Raw genomic sequence first — 19,185 nt, forward strand, 5'->3', positions numbered from 1 at the left:
CGGACTTTATTCAACTTAATGATCGCTCATTCTGATGAATGCTCAGAGTCTTCATTCAATGAAATATAAATTATAAAACTAAGTAGGGATTACATGGAAAAAATTCTAATGACGTTGGTGCTGCTTACCCTACCGGGTATAGCGTTGGCAGCCACCTCAAACAACACCATCAAGTTCCAGGGAGAAGTGGCTGAACAGACTTGTATGGTTGATATCAATGGGACTGCCAATACCCCCGTAGTTTTGTTACCAACAGTCTCGACCAGCAACCTGAATCAAGTCAATTCGGTTGCCGGTAAAACCAATTTCACGATTAATCTTACCGGCTGCAATATTGCCATTCAAGACACCAAAATCAGTTCGGTTTTTCAGGGTATGAATGTGACACCTGCGGGTAACTTAGGTAACGTCGGTACAGCTCAAAACGTGGCTATTCAGTTGCTGGATACCGCTGGTATCCCAATCCGTATGTCCGGCGGTAGTGTTGAAGTCCCAGGGATTACCTTGGCCGCCGGCGCGACATCAGCATCGCAGGATCTGGCGGCGCAATATATCACGGAAGAAGGCCGCGCAATTGCCGGGAGTGTTATTGCTTCTGCTCAATACGCGATCACCTATCCCTAACTATTCATGAAATCCAAACCCTTTTATGGATACGTTGGCCAATCGGTAGCGGAGCCGATACCAACCAGAAAAAATCAAGGACAAGTAAGCGTTATGACACTGATTGCTCATAGAATGATCGCCTGCTCGTTGTTGCTGCTTAGTGGCGTACCCTTATGGACGCAAGCCAGTGTTGTTATGACAGGGACACGTATCATTTACCCTGAAGGTACACGAGATAAAGTTTTACAACTCAGTAATAAAGATGACCATCCCAATTTGGTTCAATTATGGATGGATGACGGCAATAATCAGTCTTCACCATCAAAAAGTGATGTCCCTTTCACATTGACACCACAGATCTTTCGTATGGAAGCCAAAAGTGGGCAAGTGATACGGTTATCGTATATTGAACGTCATTTGCCCAAAGATCGTGAATCAATTTTCTACCTCAACTTTTTACAGATCCCCGCATTAAAGGCAGACAATCATACTGAAAACAAATTGGTTTTGATCGTTAATAACCGAATGAAAGTCTTTTATCGCCCGGCGGCATTAAAAGAAAATGTCGATACCTTGGGTGAAAAGATACAGGTCACGCTGGAGGGCACTGCCGGTGATAAGATCAAGATACAGAACCCAACGGGCTATTATATTAGCCTGCGTGATGCCAAGTTGGTCAGTAATGGGAAAACAACATCATTTGCCATCAGTGAGATGTTCCCCCCCAACTCGACCACTAATTTGGCCTTACCCGCTGGAGTTAAGGCCAAAAAAGGCGAATTACTGACGCTGAACGTGGTTAATGATTATGGCACCAACATCTCTAGCGATTATCACTTGTAATGCTTCCGTGATGATAATCCAGGGTGCGCTTAGACAAAGGGAAAACCAGTGAGGTTGACTCCCTGGCTATCCTATTTACTAACGCACGGCTTGTTGGTGAGCCATTTTGTGTCAGCGTCGGAACAGAACTTGCAAGATGAGTATGTCTTTGAGGATGCGTTAGTACGCGGTTCATCACTCGGTTTAGGCTCAATTTCCCGCTTTAATAAAAAAAATAGTTATCAAGAAGGCAAGTATCACGTTGATCTCTATATGAACAACCAGTTTATAGATCGCGTCGAACTGATGTTTATCGAGAAAGATGATGCTGTGGTTCCCTGCCTATCAAGCTCACTGCTGCTACAAGCGGGTGTTACTGAAGAAGCGCTGAAAAATGCCGATCCCCAAAATAACTGTCTGGATATTAAAACCCTGTTACCGGCCAGTAGCTATCACTTCGATTACGCCAAGTTACGTTTTGACCTATCAGTCCCACAATTATTTGTCAAAAAAGTACCGCGCGGCTATGTTGACCCACGCAATTTAACCTCGGGGGATACTATTGGTTTCAGCAATTACAATCTGAATCAGTATCATGTAGGTTATAACAACGAGGGTATTAAACGTACGACCAACTCAACCTATCTCAGCCTGACCAATGGCATCAACACCGGTATGTGGCGTTTTCGTCAGCAAGGTTCACTGCGCTATGATGCTATTCGCGGGGCCAGTTGGGCTTCTAACCGACTGTACAGCCAACGCGCCCTGCCCGCTATTAGCAGTGAAGTTACCGTAGGTGAGACATTCAGCTCTGGCCAATTTTTCTCCAGCCTTGGGTTTAGCGGCATAACACTGGCAACCGATGACCGTATGTTACCGGAATCGCAACGTGGCTATGCTCCCGTTGTCCGGGGTATTGCCCGGACCAATGCCAATGTCACGGTGTATCAAAACAATCGGCCTATTTATCAATCCACGGTTTCACCGGGGCAATTTGAATTTAATGATTTGTCTGCCACCAATTTTGGTGGCGACCTGACCATTGAGATTCAAGAAGCCGATGGCAGTATCAGTACCTTTCAGGTGCCGTTCTCCTCAGTACCCGAATCCTTACGCCCCGGTTACTCCCGCTATAGTTTCGCCGCCGGGCAGGTACGCTCGCTGAACAGTAATGATGTATTCAGTGAGTTCACCTACCAACAGGGGGTCAGCAATGTCATTACAGCCAATACGGGGTTACGCCTGGCAGCCGGTTATCAGGCCGTCATACTGGGTGGCGTATTTACCCACTATATTGGGGCGTTAGGGCTAGATGCCACCTATTCGAATGCCAGCCTGCCCGGTGATGCCAGTAATTCTGATAATAAACAGCATAGTGGCTGGATGGCGCGAGCCGCTTTCAGTCGCACGTTTGAAGCCACCAATACCACTTTTTCAGTGGCGGGCTATCGCTATTCAACCGAGGGTTACCGTGATTTAAGTGATGTATTGGGCATGCGTGCAGCCAGTAATAACGAGATCTGGAGTTCCGGAACTTACCGACAACGTAGCCGGACTGAAATATCCCTTAATCAGAGTCTTAACCGCTACGGTTCACTGTATTTGACCGCCTCCTCACAGGATTACCGTGATAACCGCAAGCGGGATACACAATTACAATTGGGCTATGCCAATACCTTATGGCGCGATACCAGTTTCAACCTTGCCGTCTCTCAGCAGAAAACCGGGAGCAGCAATAACGAAACTTACTTTGTCGATCCCGGCAGCGGTATGCCTGCGGCAAATGGTGCAAATATCCTGGGTACTCGCGAAACCGTGGTGCAAATGTCTATCTCATTCCCACTGGGCCGGAGCTTGCATGCGCCGTATATCTCAGCCGGTGCCGTCAACAGCAAAGTAGGCGGAACCAGCTATCAGACCTCGTTATCTGGGGTGATGGGTGAGGATCAATCCGCCAGTTACAGCCTGGATGTGGCCCGCAGTGAACAAACCAAAGAAAATACCCTAAGCGGCAGTTTGCAAAAACGGTTGCCCATTACCAGTCTGAGCGGCAGTGCCTCCAGCAGCCCAGGTTATTGGCAAGGTTCGGCCAGCGCCCGTGGTGCGGTCGCCTTCCATAGTGGCGGTGTCACTCTCGGCCCCTATCTGAGTGATTCCTTTGCCCTGATAGAAGCCAAAGGTGCCAGTGGGGCCAAAGTGATGAATGGACAAGGTGCAAGCATTGACCGCTTTGGCTATGCTCTGGTGCCAACACTCACCCCCTATCGCTACAACACCATTACGCTCAATCCTGATGGCATGGATTTTAATACTGAACTCCAGGACGGCGAGCGGCAAATTGCTCCCTATGCGGGATCTGCGGTGAAAGTAACCTTCCGCACCCTCAACGGGTACCCGGTGTTAATTACCGTCAACCTGGCCGATGGCAGCCAATTGCCGATGGGCACCGTGGTTTATAGCACCACAACGGCCACTGACGGCGCCAGTAAACAGCAAAATAACGAGATTGGCATGGTCGGTCAGGCCAGTCAGGCGTATTTACGGGCTGAAGAACCCCGTGGCACACTCATTTTAGTGTGGGGGGATGCTGCCAATGAACGCTGCCAGCTAGATTACGATTTAGGCAAGCCCGATAACGAGAAACAGCTGTATAAACTCGATGCCTTGTGTGTCGTTACTCAACATTGAATCAGAGAAACAGTATGAATCCTATAACGATGCATTGTTTTCAGTTATACCGGCGCAAGCCCCTATTCTCTCGTTGTGTGGGATTATTATTTTCACTTAGTTTGCTGAGTGTCGCTTTACCCGGCTATGCCCAATGTGTCTGGAAGGGAGCTAACATCGGCGGCGATAACTACGGTGCCTCATTGCAGCTCGGTAGTGTCAATATAACCAGCAATTACATTCAGCCGGTTGATTCAATACTGACCGCCAGCATTATTAGCCTGGTACCTGCCCGTTTCTGGTCAAATCCTGAAGCTGTTATCTATGAATGTGACGTGGCTGATAAAGACAGTTTATTCGAAGTATTTGCCACGAACGGCGACAGTAATGTCGGCGGCTACACCAATATGGGTGACAACTATTTTCAGACCTTCTTCCCCTATACTGCATTGAAATTGATTCATGTTGATTCCGGTAACGAATTTACCCGCATCTGGCAACCGGTTCCGTTGAGAAAGTACGATGTGGTGGGGAATAAAATTCAGATTAAGGGCAAACATTTCAGCCAGATCCGCGCAGAATTGAAAAAAGTAGGTTCAGTGGATCGCACCCCCGGCCCCTCCTCCTGGGGCTGTCCGGGTCCGGCGGCTGATAACTATTCCGGTAGCTATACTTGCAATCAACCCAACGGCTATGTGGTATTCAAAGGCCCAGGTATGCCAGTACCGGAAACAGGGTATGACTCGGCAACTAATTATCAAACCTGGGGGACTGGCCGCTATATGGCATTTGGTATGAATACCTCACCGCGCTCGATCCTGACACGCAAAAATACCTGCGTGCTGCGTAACGTTACTCCTTATGTGGTTTTCCCTATCATTACTGTGAATGAACTCAACGATAACCAAACCCGTAGCGCGGATATTTCGGTGGATATAGAATGCCAATCCGGTACAGAGTCCGGAACCAACAGCGGGCAAACGGCACTGGGTATCCAAACTTCATTACCAGGTTATCTGAAAGCACAAGGGTTAGGGTTGGTGAACGCGGCTGGCGGTGTGAGCTACCTGTTATCGGACCATTATGGTACTGACAGCCGTATTGCCACTGGTGTCGGTATCAGCCTGAGCGACAGTCGCGGAGCGGCAATGAACTTTGTCGGCTGGGGAGGCTGTATCAACAATTGCATCGCGACTGCCAGTGCCGGTTGGTATCCGGTTCTTACCGGTGCCAGTTCCAATGGTAGCAATGCCGCCGGTTATAATAACTATTCACATCATTTCACCGCCACATTGAAAAAACTGCCTAACGGCATCCCTACTGCCGGTAAAGTCGATGCCACCGCTTATGTTTTGGTAAAAATACAATGAGACTCATCTGGTTGTTTTTACTCACCTTAAGTATCAGTCACCACGCCGTAGCCGGTTTAGTGGCAGGCTCGACTCGCATGATTTATCGGCCTGAGTCACAAGAGCGCACACTGATGCTGGCTAATACTAATGATTATCCGGTGGTGGTACAGACCTGGATTGATGATGGCGATGTGGACAGCACACCGGACCAAAGCAAAGCCCCCTTTATCGTATTACCTGCGGTATTCAAAATGCAATCGGGAGCGGCTCAAGGGTTACGCATTATCAATAAAGGTGACGACCTGCCTACCGATCGGGAATCGGTTTATTGGCTGAATTTATACGAAATACCGCCTAAATCACGGCGCAACATGGATGCCTATGCTCAGGTTGCCATGGCAATGAACACGCAAATGAAGATCTTCTATCGCCCCAATGGATTAACGCCGGAACCAGCTGAAGCGATGAAAAAAATCAGCTTTACTCTGCAAAAGCAAAATAAAAAATACGTTCTAACTGCCCACAACCCCACACCATACCACGCCTCTTTTGGCCAAATACAATTGCAAAACCGACTACAAAATTTTTTGATAGCACAAGAGATGGATATGATGACGGCCCCGTTTGCCGAGCGCCAATATTATTTTGAACAACAACCCAGCTCATTCAGTGGTGAGATAACCCTGAGTTATATTTATTTCGATGATGCGGGTAATCAGGTAAAAAACAGCCAGTTAGTTAATGTGACACCGTAACATATTGTGTTTTTTCAGTGCTAACGTCAGAGGAGCTGCGCCACAGATGCAATTCCTCTGATAATTTTCAATTAGACACGGGGATAGGTTCCAGCGACTGACAATAATTATACGCGCTTAGCGCCCCTTCTTCTTACGCCCAGGTTGGCTAAAGCGCTTGCGGGAAGCAGATTTATCGTCGGATTTTTCGGCTTTTTTCGGTGCGCTGATACTGACTCTTTTTGCTTCAACGGGTTTAGCCGGCGCTTTTTTCACCGGTTTTTCATCAGACGATGAGTTTTCAATCAGCTTAAATAACTCGATGAGTTCATCTTCGGTCAAATCTCGCCACTCACCCTGTGGCAGCCCTTTCAGACTGACGTTCATGATGCGTATACGTTCAAGTTTGGTGACTTCATAGCCAAAGTACTTACACATGCGGCGAATCTGCCGATTAAGCCCTTGCACCAGTGTGATACGAAACACAAAGGCCGCTTCTTTCTTCACTTTGCATTTTTTGGTCACGGTTCCCAGCATCGGTACACCCGCACCCAGACCGAGAATAAACTCGTCAGTCACCGGCTTGTTGACGGTTACCACGTACTCTTTTTCGTGATCATTGCCAGCGCGCAGGATCTTGTTAACCAGATCGCCGTGATTTGTCAGGAAAATCAGCCCCTGCGAGTCTTTATCCAGACGCCCGATAGGAAAGACCCGTTTGCTGTGGTTAACGAAATCAACGATGTTGTCATGTTCACCATCTTCCGTGGTGCTGATGATGCCAACCGGTTTATTCAGCGCGATCAACACTAAGTCTTCTTCGTCACGCGGTTCAATCAGTTGACCGTTAACTTTCACCACATCCCCAGCAAACACCTGAGCGCCAACCGTAGCCCGCCTGCCGTTAATAAAAGCATTTCCTTGTTCGATGTAACGATCAGCATCGCGACGAGAACAGATACCGCTCTCGCTAATGTATTTATTAAGACGAATGGATAAGTTGCTCACCATGGTACCTTCATAAAAGGCGAACTATACCTTATCCACGTTAGGATGCGAAGCTTGCTTGGGGCAAATTGTGCAGCAGATAACTCACGGGGAAATAAACAAGTTTGCTGAAAAACAAGCCAATAAGCTCATTCTCTCAGCAAACGCACATTTTAGTGTTTTTCTACTTTGACAAACATCACCACCCCCGCTATGATTCGCCTCGTTCACACAATTCCTCTGTAGTTCAGTTGGTAGAACGGCGGACTGTTAATCCGTATGTCACTGGTTCGAGTCCAGTCAGAGGAGCCAAATTTAAAGAAACCCGCTTAGGTCACTAGGCGGGTTTTTTGTTTTAATTTTGTCGTTCGGCTGCGTTCGCACCAGACCTGAGCGTGTAAAAGTAGTTTGTTATCAATAGCCTTCCTCTGCACATGCTCAGGGAGGTTTTTTTGCATCCCAATTTCTAAGCTGCCTGTGCGGCAGTGAACTCGAAAGAACTCATGTTAATGATGATTGGAGTTTTCTAAGCTGCCTGTGCGGCAGTGAACTACCAGAATTAGAGTCATTATTTCGTTTAGGATTTCTAAGCTGCCTGTGCGGCAGTGAACTAAGCGATTCACACATCTTCCCGACTTTGACATTTCTAAGCTGCCTGTACGGCAGTGAACCGGCCACTCAATACGCTGGTGATGAGCAGTCTTTTCTAAGCTGCCTGTACGGCAGTGTGTTAAATATTGTGCAAAAGTAGACCAAGGGATCGGGGAATTATGGTGTAAAAGTGCACCACCCTGATTATTGATAAACTCTCCGTTTTTACGGAGATTTCCTTGGATGCCGTGCATGGAAACCATACTTAAAGTCAGAAGGCTTTCTCTTAAACAGGGGCTCTCTCAGAGAGCCATACTTATATGAATCAGCTAATTTTCTAAGCTGCCTGTACGGCAGTGAACATAAACTCATCAAAGATAATTGTTTTAACTTTTTTCTAAGCTGCCTGTACGGCAGTGAACAGAGTTATTAAGCATTAGGTGAAGCGCCTTATTTTCTAAGCTGCCTGTACGGCAGTGAACACTCTTTTTAGGGTCGTGTCTATCAGCACCTTTTTCTAAGCTGCCTGTACGGCAGTGAACTAAACGTATTAATCTAGATTCTCAAGCATTTTTTTCTAAGCTGCCTGTACGGCAGTGAACATATACCGGCGTGGCTTATGTCCGGGTGAACGTTTCTAAGCTGCCTGTACGGCAGTGAACTTTTCCATGACCGTATCAACAGACTCCCGATCGTTTCTAAGCTGCCTGTACGGCAGTGAACGCACTGGTACTGATACCGCTGATTTTCTTTGCCTTTCTAAGCTGCCTGTACGGCAGTGAACAACTTTGCCGGTGATGCGCTAAAGCGCGGTTACTTTCTAAGCTGCCTGTACGGCAGTGAACTTAATTGCGAGAAAAGATTCTACCTGGATTTTTTTCTAAGCTGCCTGTACGGCAGTGAACAGCTTACTATCCATGAATTGTCTATGCATCAATTTCTAAGCTGCCTGTACGGCAGTGAACGTGATGGCCGAGTGGTTGAATTGGATTGTGAATTTCTAAGCTGCCTGTACGGCAGTGAACTGCGGGACGCCCAGCGCGGCATGTGGATTGATTTTCTAAGCTGCCTGTACGGCAGTGAACCCCAACATACCTTTTATTTATTTTGTCAAGAGTTTCTAAGCTGCCTGTACGGCAGTGAACTACCGACACCTTTGCCAAACATTAAGTAGTCATTTCTAAGCTGCCTGTACGGCAGTGAACCGGCTGAACACCTTCAGGCATGACGGCTTGAATTTCTAAGCTGCCTGTACGGCAGTGAACAATCGGCTGGCGACATTCTGAGAAGTGGCACATTTCTAAGCTGCCTGTACGGCAGTGAACGAACTATGCTAATCACAGTTGAGACACTTTGCTTTCTAAGCTGCCTGTACGGCAGTGAACACATCAGTGCAATACGTCAAGAATTATTTTAATTTCTAAGCTGCCTGTACGGCAGTGAACAAACGCATAAACAGGAACCGCCCATTCATTAGTTTCTAAGCTGCCTGTACGGCAGTGAACGGCGAAATGACTTTGATACTGGCTATAACTTTTTTCTAAGCTGCCTGTACGGCAGTGAACAGCACACTGACTAACCCTGCATAATCCAGATTTTTCTAAGCTGCCTGTACGGCAGTGAACTTAAATCGAGTTATTCTTGTTGTATCTTCATGTTTTCTAAGCTGCCTGTACGGCAGTGAACGTTGGTCAATGGCTGCCTGGATAAACTGGCGGTTTCTAAGCTGCCTGTACGGCAGTGAACCACTCCGCTGGTCGCTGCCGGGCCTGTCAGGGGTTTCTAAGCTGCCTGTACGGCAGTGAACTGACGGCCATTGCCAACATGCCCGCCGCCCTGTTTCTAAGCTGCCTGTACGGCAGTGAACCGTTATGCAGGGCGTTTTCCTGCTCATTACGCTTTCTAAGCTGCCTGTACGGCAGTGAACCGTTATACAATATACATTACTTATTGATTATAAAATAAAAATCAATTGGATTGATAAAAAAGGCTTTTTTAATACTCTCGGCCAACCCTGTATAAAATCAATAGCTTAGAGTTGGCCGAAAAAAGAGGGTTAAAACCAGGGGATGGTAGTATTGGTACTTAAACCGTAAGCACTAAACACTCCTGTAACCGGCGTTTCCTGCAACTTACCTTGCTCAACAAATAGCAGGAAGTGTTGTGCACTGGACAGACTTTTTAACCGTAAAAAAGGCAGATTACACTGCTGTTCATGGCTGTCTGGAATGCGTAACCTCGCTTCTTCCTCCGTTAACCACCCTTTACTGACCGAACGACGACGTAACCGTTCAACATTACTCTTCACTTGCACACGGCGGATTACACGATATTTAACGACTGCCGGTATCGGAAAAATTTCACTGCACTCACAATAATCCCGCAAACCTTTTAACCAGCCAGCAGACTGCAATTCAACTAAATCACACTGGCGCCCATGAACACGTAATTGGCTACCCAACGTTTTACCTGCCCCAGGAAAACTCACACCGACTCGCCCCTGAGTGGTCGCGACAAGCGCCCGGTGTAATTTGGCAAACAGTGCCTCCAATAATGCCTGAGCACTAAACTCAGGATCAGAAAGCACACGTATATCAAGGTAATGATCCATTCCCCCCTCCTTATTCGCCTTTCTCGCCAAATACACCACCACGGATTAAGGTTGCCATCACATAGTGCTGTTGATTGACTTCAGGCGCATTCCCCTTTGTCACCCAGTTGTCCAGTAAAGTGTAGAAATCCATTTTCTGTTTTGGTTGGCGATAAGCTTTACCCCGGCTAGTCACTGAGCCATAAGGCTCAACCGCAATGGGACCTAGCTCCAATTCTGTGGCTTCAGGATACCAATCATCGATAGTCCGTAGCGCATTGCCCACTTTTTGTGAGTGCAATGCTGCGATACCATCAACCTGATATAACACTTTGCTTTTCTTACTGTTGCTGTCCAGCACCAGCTCTTGCGAAGGGAACACTTCCTGTCCTTTACCTAAGCGAACAAAAGCATCAATCGTGAAAAATGCAAAACCGTTACCCGCTAAACCGCGTTCAATTTCCTGTGCCAGTTCAGCCAAATCGCCGCTCGGCTGGCTAAATTGACGCAAATTAAAATCACCGCCCTCAAACTGCCAGTTTTTGGTCGAGCTGGTGACACTAACTTTAATCTGTTCAGCACCCACTCGGTTGCGCCATAAGAAACGGCCATTCGCCAGGTTCTCGGCATAGCGTGCCGCTAATACACCAAAGCCCTGTTCGCTGCTATAACCGTTAATAACACTCGCCAATTCAGCCTGATACTCCTGATCATTACAGACTGATGGCGTTGACAGATTACCCAACACCCGCAATGTAAAGCTCATTTTCAAGGTATCGCCATCAAATGGCAGTGCTGCCACATCGACTCGTTGTAAGTTCGCTTTTTGGATCTCTGCATCCAATTTTGCCGGATCACTTGCCAGGCTATTTTTCAGTCGGTTAGATATTGTGCCGCGTACCGCTTTTTCTTTAATGATGATCGGCTGCCAGTTGTCGGTTTGATCCCAGTTACCAGCAAACATCACCGCGTCAGAATTGGATAATTTACGTTCAAATGCCAGAACAGAAGCAGTCTTAATCATTGTTTTAGCCATTTTTAGATCCTTTAAAATTCGTCTTCATCATTAAATTCATAGGTTTCAACTGGCGTTGGTACCGCACAGCGACATAGATAGTTACCGTCTTGCAGATGATAGCCCCAGAGTAATTGGCGTAGATCCTTTATGCGGTGTAATCCTCGCCACTCACCTATACCGTAGAGTGATTCAACAAAACGGAACGGGGTGTTTGGATCACGAGATTTATCCACTTTGCCCGGTGGATATAATGGCGAAATAGCCCGATAACCGGTTACGATAGGGACTAAGTATCCAGTGGCAGGTTTAGGAACATAATCCCATTGGGCCGGAGAAGTGCTGTCTATTGGCTTATCACGGTGCAAAGGGGTAGCCTGAATTTTAAGTGCCGCAAAATCAAGCCAGGCATCAATCATCTCAACCTGCGGATCGGTTTGTTTTAATTGATTAAAATGTTCGGCCAGCAATTCGGATCGATCCAACAAAGCAAAGCCTGGCAGTAAGCGGCACAATGCTCTGCGAGTCGCTGCCTCGGTTTCAGGATAATTAATTACCGTTACCTTGCGGATATCAATAATAGTGCCACCGGCTAAACGCTGGGTCAGGCACAGTAATGCCAAATGCTTTTCCAACTCTTTAGCGCCAGCATCACCATTCGCAATCACGCCCTGACACTCAATAACTAAAGAAACCGTCATATGCATACGGCCTTCTTCATTAAAAGCGGCGGTTTTGGCTTCTTTGGTCAATGGGTTACGGGTTAGCGCAAAAACATAATCACGCCCGGATGAGTAAGCATGAACTTGTTGTTGATGGCAGATAACCGCACAATCCTCCAGTGTTAAACCGTGGCTTGCTTGCAGTTTGCGTGACAGCGCGTGGCTATAACCCAGAAAATGGGTGATCGCAGGGAAACCATAAGTTAAGCCCGCAATGGCATTGGCGTTCTCAACGCGCATCTGATGTAAAATAATCAGTGAACTCATGATCCTGTCTCCAGGCTACCTTGTTCAAACTCACGTAGCCGCTGCTTAAACAAGCTGGCCCACTCCTGCCGCTCTACTTCACCAAACACCAATTTATCGTGTCTTAATCGGCGATTGAGCCAGTAGCCAAACTCTTGGGCGATCTCTTTTTTCCAATCGCCTTTCTCGCGTTCAAGATGAAATACGGGATCATCCTTCGCTCGACCAGGATCAAGCCAGAGCTGCTGTGAACGTTTTAACTCACAATCTTCACTGCTGCTCCAGCCACTGATGCCATCCAGATTTTGGATTTCAGCCACATAATTAAATAAAATATCAATGATTTCATCACTATAAGCCAGACGAGAGGCGCGAATGACCATGGTATTAGTCAGGGGTTCAACACTCAACAAGTATTGCTGCATTTGCCACAGGGTATTGCGGGCGAGTGCAGTAAATTCACTGCGATCATGAAAAATAGATTTATGTTTTATGGGTGGTTTCTGAATACGTTGCCAATGGGGTGCGCCACAGGGCAATAACCAGACTTTTCCGCCACGGACACTGTTCAGATAAGAGATATTTTGCGGTTTGGTACCGCCGATATTTTGCACCGCGGTCTTGGGATAAATCACGCGGGGTTGCGGGTGCCATTTATCCGCTTTATAGGCACTATAGATTGCTTTCGACGTGTCACCGAAACGTGCATCAGCAATACGCTGATGTAAGGCATGCGCCAGTGATGAGGAAAACAGTGGACTGAGCAGATGGTATTGATCTGGCCCCACCGGAAAATAGAGTTGCTTGGCCAGTTTATGCGACGTGAGCTGTTTATCCACCAGCACCTGCTGGAACCCATCAACCCAAAGCGCTAATTGTTGCGAATTCTCGGCCAACTCAGCGAATGAAGAATAATCAGCCCGGTTCAGGCTGGCCAGTAGTGAATCGCCGTTATGTTCGGTTTGCAGTAGCTTGGCGACATCGAGAGCCGCAGCATTGCCGACGGCATCAATGGCCGGTTTAGCTAAGGTGGCGGTGGAGAGGTAGAGCGCATCATTTTCTGCCGTGGGCAGATTAAATACACTGCTGCCTCTGGCATCGCTGTGCGTGAACTTCAATGCATGAGTGACTAAGCTGATTTGCCCGGCACGGTTAGCAGCATCTGTTAGCCAGGCGCGCACCTCATAGCGGGCGATCAGTTCCTGCCGCTGTTGCGCAATTTCTTGTTGCGCCAGCGCGATATCTGCTGCTGCGGTTAATCCTGCCAGCCTTTTTTCCGCGTCCTTATCAAAAGCTTCAAGCTTGGGCTGCTTGCGGCCTTCAATATAAGAGACAGTGAAAGCTGTTAATCCCTCATCCGACATATAAAACTCCTTAGCTATTCCAACTACTGATCACTCAGAATAACCCCTGATTGAAAGTAATGGACAGAATTGAAAATGACCGTTGGTCTTTAATTGCCCAAGATTCATTTTGAACCGTAGTTACCATCGGCTTTATGCAAATAAGGCAAACAGTTAAAACCAATACTGCTCGGCCCGCTTTCTCAAATAATCCTGGTTTCATCATAGCCACCTTCTCATGCGAATTTGAGAATAGCCTAGCCCAAATCACTCCCCTAATCTATGTATACTTAAATTTAATAAAAATCATTGGAACTAACTTATAAAAATCATTATGATAGCGACGATACTGTCGTACAGACAGCTCAGAAATAATCAATGTAGACTTACAAAAAGCTTACAACTAACTGCCGTGCAGGCAGCGGCGCACTCAATCGAGTGCGCCAAACACCCCTAATAACGGATGATAGCGCCACATCTCACCACCTTCTTTGGTGGCGCTCAGGCGGATCTCACCAAATTGTTGGCTGACTTCGTTTAATTCCTTATTTAATGATTCTGCCAGTTGTTGATAAACCCCCAGGTAGTCTGTGTCTATCCATGCGTTGTTACCCGCAGCCAACCTCAGCTCAACGGCCTGAAAACCATCGCTGGCTTTCCACTGAATCTGATCACTATCAAGGCGTTTAAACACCGGCTTATCTGCTTCATCGGCAATCCATAAATTATGTTGCTCATCCGGTACTGATTGCCGAAAAGGGGTTCGCCGTTGCTGTTCTCCGCTCCAGGTCGCCTGTTTACGCCACCATAATGCGGCGTAATATTTCAACGTTTCCTTTTTATTCCCCTGCAATACGGATTTCAATCTAACATGTTCTAAATCAACAAAATTTTCATGTGGTTCTAACTGCCCTCGTTCCTGGATCCGGCTGATGGCATTAATCACTTTATACTGAAAGGGTAAAAGAACCTTGTTCAAGTCATGGCTGTTTAGCAGACAGTCGCTACTTTCAAAACCGGGTCTAAGATAAGCAGGGTTATTCGGATTGGTGTTGCTCAACGCCTTAAAATTCTTTTGCAGAATATGCAGGTTCGCTACCTGAGGCACGATTTGCCGGTGCCGCTGCACACGCCCGGCTAACTGGATAAGCGAACGCATAGAGCTGGGTTCAGCCAGCGCCCAATCGTAGTCATGATCCCGGCCCACTTCAGCCACCGAGGTGGCGAGCACCACGAACAGGTGATGCTGCTCAGGGTAGTGCTGTAATGCGTGTTTAATCTCCGCAACCTGCCACAGTGCATCGGGCTGATAACGTGTCAGGGTAGCATCCAATCGCCGTTCAATAGCAGAACGTACTGCTAACGGATGCTGACTATGATAAACACAGTAGTGAATGCGGTAATTTTCTGGTGCCGCCGCCGCGTATAAGCGCTGGGCGATGGCGACCAGCGGGTCAATATTGGCCATTCTGACCACACCAAGTGAAACAGTTTTAGCATCTGGATGAATTTGATGATGGGACTGATGTAAACGCAACATAGAGTCGCGTATCACCGTCGCCATCGTGTCCAATACCGTTTCCTTCTTGGTGCTAACAGCATGGATGGGAATTAACTCAGCTTTGCGCAACGCATTGGCAGTAGCGAGTTTGGTCACTCGTTGAGTCACAAAGGCGTTATGCTGCGCAATAAAATCCTTAGGCTGCTGGATATCTTGCTGTGCCACATCATTTTCATCAAACCAGGCGCAACAAATATTGACCGGAGCATGGGGCTGCCCACAGGCTTGTTGATAGTCAGCCCGCCCTTTACCATAGGCGCTAAACAGGGCCTGAACCAATGACGGGGGTAAGGTAGCCGAAGAGAGCAAAACGCGAGAACCTAACATGCCAGCCCAATTAACCAAACGGCATAAGGCGGGCAAGTCATTAAGATCAAAGTCATCCGGTTCATCCAATACCAGATCAGAGGTCAGTAAACGCAGCATTGGTGCTATTTGCTTGCCACCACGTAAGCTTTCCGTGGCGGGTATTAGATGATCGATGGTGCAGACCAGCACTGGCGCGCTGAGCAAGCGGTTTAATTTATCACTGTGACCTAACCATGCACTCAGGCGACCATCATCCAGACTGCCGTCATAACTGACATACTGATGTTCAGCAAAGAATGCATCGGCAGACTGACTGCCGGTTCCCCGTGGTTCCACTTTATCGTTATTTAATTGATGTAATTGTGAAACTGCCTGCGAGCCAATCAAAACCGCCAAATCATCATCTTGTAAGCTTAACTTCTGCCGCAGTGCATCACCGGTTTGCAAGGTTAAGGTGCGCAGCCCTAAGGCAATAGAAAAACGGCATCCCTGCTTTTCATCTGCCAAACCATACATAATTCGGGCATTGGCAAAGGTTTTGCCACACCCAGTCGAGGCCATATTGATACCGAAAAAACCTTGCTGTTGGGAACGTTCACGCAAGCTACTCGCCAAATCAAAAGCTTTGTCTTGCCAGCGAAATCTTTCCTGTGTCGCGCGCTGTTTAAATCCTTTATGCCGAGTGATCGCCGGTAAGGATTTACCAATATGTGGCAGACTGCGGCCTAGCAATAATGCATTTTGCCCAACACCAATATTATGTTCATCCAGCCGTTGCTTCATTTCACCGGTTTTGCGATCCGTATTCGCAAATACCCGATAGTGCTCATCCTGCCAACCTGTTTCTGCGGGCAATGAAGAGTAGTGATGATCTGCCAGCATTAATACCAAACGCGCCATATGGCTGGTAAATCGTTGCGTCAGATGGCCATAATTTGCCAATGCGGACTGCTGCAAGGCGCGTTTGGCAAATTTTTGCGCTTTTTTTCGCCACTCGGTACTTTGTATCGGGGTGCCGTGAGGGAACTGCCACATATCCTGCTTATCTTGTTCACTCCAGTTATCACTGTCCATGTTGGTCGAGTTCCATACCGGCATAAACTGCTGGTACAACCAATCATCAACTTCCTCTACTTTAGGGGGTCTTTCATAGCCCTTTGCGGTGGGATACACCGGCATACGGTGGTGAGAAATAATCAACCACGCGATGGTGGTGGCAAGCGGAGGTAGGGTAATAAACGGGTTGTTATAGGGGACAAGCCCGTCTTTAACCAACAGGGCCATTAAAGCCATTTCATCATCGGCAGTAATTTGACTCAATGCCGTGAGCCATTGGTTATCATTTTTCTGCGCAACGAAGGCTTGGAATAAACGTAATGACACCCATTCATGCCGATAGGGTTGATAAGTTTTGCCCTTCCCTCGCAGCCCTTTTTGAAATAATAAATTGGCTTTGCCAAAATCATGAAATAACCCGGCAATACCGGCCAGAAGCGCAATAGTTTCCACGCTGTGCCAGCTATTTTCATCTTGAGTACGCAGGATATCCCGTTGTGTGGTATTGGTTGGCACCGTGCCTTGGGCATTAAAGCGCCTTAAGTTACCGATAATCCATAGCAACTCACTTTGATTATTGTTTTTAATCCAGTGGCAGGCAACGGCACTATTACGCCGCGCCGTTTTGCGCAGTAATTTACGTAATGTATTCAGCCCTTCCAGCGTCATTGCCGTCTGCCAGGTTCGATCGCCTTTCCGTTCAGCAAACTGATCCAATATCCGACGTGTTTCTACCAAGGCTCGTTTATTACATTGGGATATCAATAAAATATTCATCGAGAGACTTGGCTACATAACATGGCGGTTTCTTTAATCCCATCAATCATCACATCAAGTGCTTCTGCCTTTTGAAATCCACTAATGCAACGCTGACGAAATTCTTGTTCTTCTTCTCCATTCATCGCGGCAATAAATGCCTGCGGTAACACCAAAGCATCTTTAATTAAATCGGCCACATCAAAAACCAAACCACCACGTCGAGTCTTACCGTGTAAAACAGACAAACCATGGGGTAAGCCAATAACCCACGTCGCTGTCGCGGCTAAACCGTAAGCGAGATAATTTCCATGGTCGAGAAAACGATTTGCCAGATCAATGCCCCCACCGCGTTTAGCACGAGTAAAATCGCCGTAATTAACCGTATTAGCGGCTAGTTTATAGAGCGCCTTGGTTAATACCGCTTCCTGCGCCATAAGGTCATTACAGGTAAAACAATTCGCTAAATTTTGCTCAAAACGGGTCAGGAGAAACAATAATTGATCACGATTAACTTGAAAAAGTGGCTCACGCTGCATCCGACTGCTGAGCCAATGCTGTTGAATTTGGACGATCCTGATGCGCTGAAAGGCCACTGCCGCTGCCAGCCTTTTTTCATCATCGAACCAGAAACTGACCCAGTCGTGCAGATACTCGGTTGGTCGGTACTCGCTTTGTGCCGTTAGCCACGAGACATTGACCTCAACTTCATTAGCCGCAAAAAGCGGAGTCCCACCGCCACCACAAAAACCGACTAAGACTCCTGCTCGGGCAAACTCACGCATGGCAGCTTGAGTCACCGATGTCCCAGTTCCGAGCATAATGACGGTGGTATTCGCTATTGGGATATTCCAATAAAGAGATTGTTTACCTTCATCGGTGACATATTCAACCCGACCCCCGTTAACCAATACACGGCAATATTCTAAATAATAAATATTTGAACGTTTGGAATGTAAAATGGTTTTCAAATCCGTGGAGTGGATCCTGTTATCCATAACCAACAATCTCCTTAGGGCAATATTCATAACAGCTTTCACTGTCGAGATTTATCTAACCAGTGAGTGACCATTTATTGCCAGAATATAGACCTGCACAATATTAATACCATGAAATGCTCCCTAACCATTATTCAAATTTCTAAGCTGCCTGTGCGGCAGTGAACTACTATGCAAGAGATTAGTGTAGACGTTATCGTTTCTAAGCTGCCTGTGCGGCAGTGAACTATGTTACTTATATGAATCAGATGATTAATATTTTCTAAGCTGCCTGTGCGGCAGTGAACTTGAGATGTTCGTAATCATCTTTAAAAGCTATTTTCTAAGCTGCCTGTGCGGTAGTGAACAATCAATGACGCATCGCATTGAGCTGTATTTATTTCTAAGCTGCCTGTGCGGCAGTGAACAGTTCGCGAGTGCAATGCTTATATGAGTTATTGTTTCTAAGCTGCCTGTGCGGCAGTGAACCGAAACTACCTTATTTAATGACTCCTAGTAACTTTCTAAGCTGCCTGTGCGGCAGTGAACATACATAAAACCAGATAAAGCTCCGCCAGATTGTTTCTAAGCTGCCTGTGCGGCAGTGAACCTTAAGCTGCTTTCTTTGGTTTACTGCGTAATTTTCTAAGCTGCCTGTGCGGCAGTGAACATTTAATCGCAGACGCAATGATTAAGGCAAGATTTCTAAGCTGCCTGTGCGGCAGTGAACACACCAGACGGTTCACTGGCACAACTGATGCTTTTCTAAGCTGCCTGTGCGGCAGTGAACTCCCACATAGCCGTGTTCATATGGGGAATGACTTTCTAAGCTGCCTGTGCGGCAGTGAACC

At 47.1% G+C, this 19,185-nt stretch carries 12 protein-coding genes, 1 tRNA gene and 3 CRISPR repeat arrays; of the genes, 6 read left to right on the top strand and 7 right to left on the bottom strand.

Translation table 11 applies throughout. The features are described 5' to 3' along the window. Positions 1–93: 93 nt before the first annotated feature. The 5 genes from AEP37_RS12855 (at position 94) to AEP37_RS12875 (ending at position 6,202) form a co-directional block, all read left to right on the top strand. Positions 94–624 (top strand): fimbrial protein, encoded by a 531-nt coding sequence (locus AEP37_RS12855; protein ID WP_049613690.1) that lies wholly within the window; start codon positions 94–96, stop codon positions 622–624. 93 nt (positions 625–717) lie between these two features. Continuing rightward, positions 718–1,449, top strand: coding sequence for a fimbrial biogenesis chaperone (locus tag AEP37_RS12860; protein ID WP_049613691.1), 732 nt, complete (start codon positions 718–720; stop codon positions 1,447–1,449). A 48-nt stretch (positions 1,450–1,497) separates the two neighbouring features. Continuing rightward, the gene (locus AEP37_RS12865; RefSeq protein ID WP_049613692.1) at positions 1,498–4,116 is read left to right on the top strand and encodes a fimbria/pilus outer membrane usher protein; all 2,619 of its coding nucleotides are present in this window, start codon (positions 1,498–1,500) and stop codon (positions 4,114–4,116) included. A 14-nt stretch (positions 4,117–4,130) separates the two neighbouring features. Further along, the gene (locus AEP37_RS12870) at positions 4,131–5,465 is read left to right on the top strand and encodes a fimbrial protein (protein ID WP_049613693.1); all 1,335 of its coding nucleotides are present in this window, start codon (positions 4,131–4,133) and stop codon (positions 5,463–5,465) included. Beyond that, the gene (locus AEP37_RS12875) at positions 5,462–6,202 is read left to right on the top strand and encodes a fimbrial biogenesis chaperone (RefSeq protein WP_049613694.1); all 741 of its coding nucleotides are present in this window, start codon (positions 5,462–5,464) and stop codon (positions 6,200–6,202) included. The genes AEP37_RS12870 and AEP37_RS12875 overlap by 4 nt, the downstream gene beginning before the upstream one ends. Positions 6,203–6,319: 117 nt before the next feature. Here AEP37_RS12875 and rluF read toward each other — a convergent pair whose 3' ends face one another. Then, entirely contained in the window at positions 6,320–7,192 is an 873-nt protein-coding gene (gene rluF / locus AEP37_RS12880) for a 23S rRNA pseudouridine(2604) synthase RluF (protein ID WP_049613695.1), read from the bottom strand. A 212-nt stretch (positions 7,193–7,404) separates the two neighbouring features. On the opposite strand from rluF, the gene AEP37_RS12885 reads away from it, so the two are divergent. Beyond that, positions 7,405–7,480, top strand: a tRNA-Asn gene (locus AEP37_RS12885). Positions 7,481–7,631: 151 nt separating this feature from the next. Continuing rightward, a CRISPR array of direct repeats spans positions 7,632–7,900; the repeat unit is 28 nt; unit sequence TTTCTAAGCTGCCTGTACGGCAGTGAAC. A 193-nt stretch (positions 7,901–8,093) separates the two neighbouring features. Beyond that, positions 8,094–9,686: a CRISPR direct-repeat array (repeat unit 28 nt; unit sequence TTTCTAAGCTGCCTGTACGGCAGTGAAC). Positions 9,687–9,815: 129 nt separating this feature from the next. Here the strand turns inward: AEP37_RS12885 and cas6f are convergent. The 6 genes from cas6f to cas1f all read right to left on the bottom strand — a co-directional run bounded on the left by cas6f (position 9,816) and on the right by cas1f (position 18,355). After that, positions 9,816–10,370, bottom strand: a complete 555-nt coding sequence (gene cas6f / locus AEP37_RS12890) for a type I-F CRISPR-associated endoribonuclease Cas6/Csy4 (RefSeq protein WP_049613696.1) — start codon at positions 10,368–10,370, stop codon at positions 9,816–9,818. A 10-nt stretch (positions 10,371–10,380) separates the two neighbouring features. After that, positions 10,381–11,385, bottom strand: a complete 1,005-nt coding sequence (gene csy3, locus AEP37_RS12895; RefSeq protein WP_049613697.1) for a type I-F CRISPR-associated protein Csy3 — start codon at positions 11,383–11,385, stop codon at positions 10,381–10,383. An 11-nt stretch (positions 11,386–11,396) separates the two neighbouring features. Further along, positions 11,397–12,353 carry a type I-F CRISPR-associated protein Csy2 gene (gene csy2 / locus AEP37_RS12900; protein WP_049613698.1) on the bottom strand — a complete coding sequence of 319 codons (957 nt, stop codon included), beginning with the start codon at positions 12,351–12,353 and terminating at the stop codon, positions 11,397–11,399. Beyond that, positions 12,350–13,696 carry a type I-F CRISPR-associated protein Csy1 gene (gene csy1 / locus AEP37_RS12905; protein ID WP_049613699.1) on the bottom strand — a complete coding sequence of 449 codons (1,347 nt, stop codon included), beginning with the start codon at positions 13,694–13,696 and terminating at the stop codon, positions 12,350–12,352. Before csy1 ends, csy2 begins: the two co-directional genes overlap by 4 nt. A gap of 409 nt (positions 13,697–14,105) precedes the next feature. Further along, on the bottom strand, positions 14,106–17,378 hold the full coding sequence (gene cas3f, locus AEP37_RS12910; RefSeq protein ID WP_049613700.1) for a type I-F CRISPR-associated helicase Cas3f: 3,273 nt from the start codon (positions 17,376–17,378) through the stop codon (positions 14,106–14,108). Then, complete coding sequence (gene cas1f, locus AEP37_RS12915) at positions 17,375–18,355, bottom strand: type I-F CRISPR-associated endonuclease Cas1f (RefSeq protein WP_049613701.1); 981 nt, start codon at positions 18,353–18,355, stop codon at positions 17,375–17,377. The genes cas3f and cas1f overlap by 4 nt, the downstream gene beginning before the upstream one ends. Positions 18,356–18,494: 139 nt before the next feature. Further along, a CRISPR array of direct repeats spans positions 18,495–19,184; the repeat unit is 28 nt; unit sequence TTTCTAAGCTGCCTGTGCGGCAGTGAAC. The last annotated feature ends 1 nt before the right edge of the window (position 19,185 follow it).

Origin of the sequence: Yersinia pekkanenii (assembly GCF_001152565.1) — a bacterium.
Taxonomy (GTDB): domain Bacteria; phylum Pseudomonadota; class Gammaproteobacteria; order Enterobacterales; family Enterobacteriaceae; genus Yersinia; species Yersinia pekkanenii.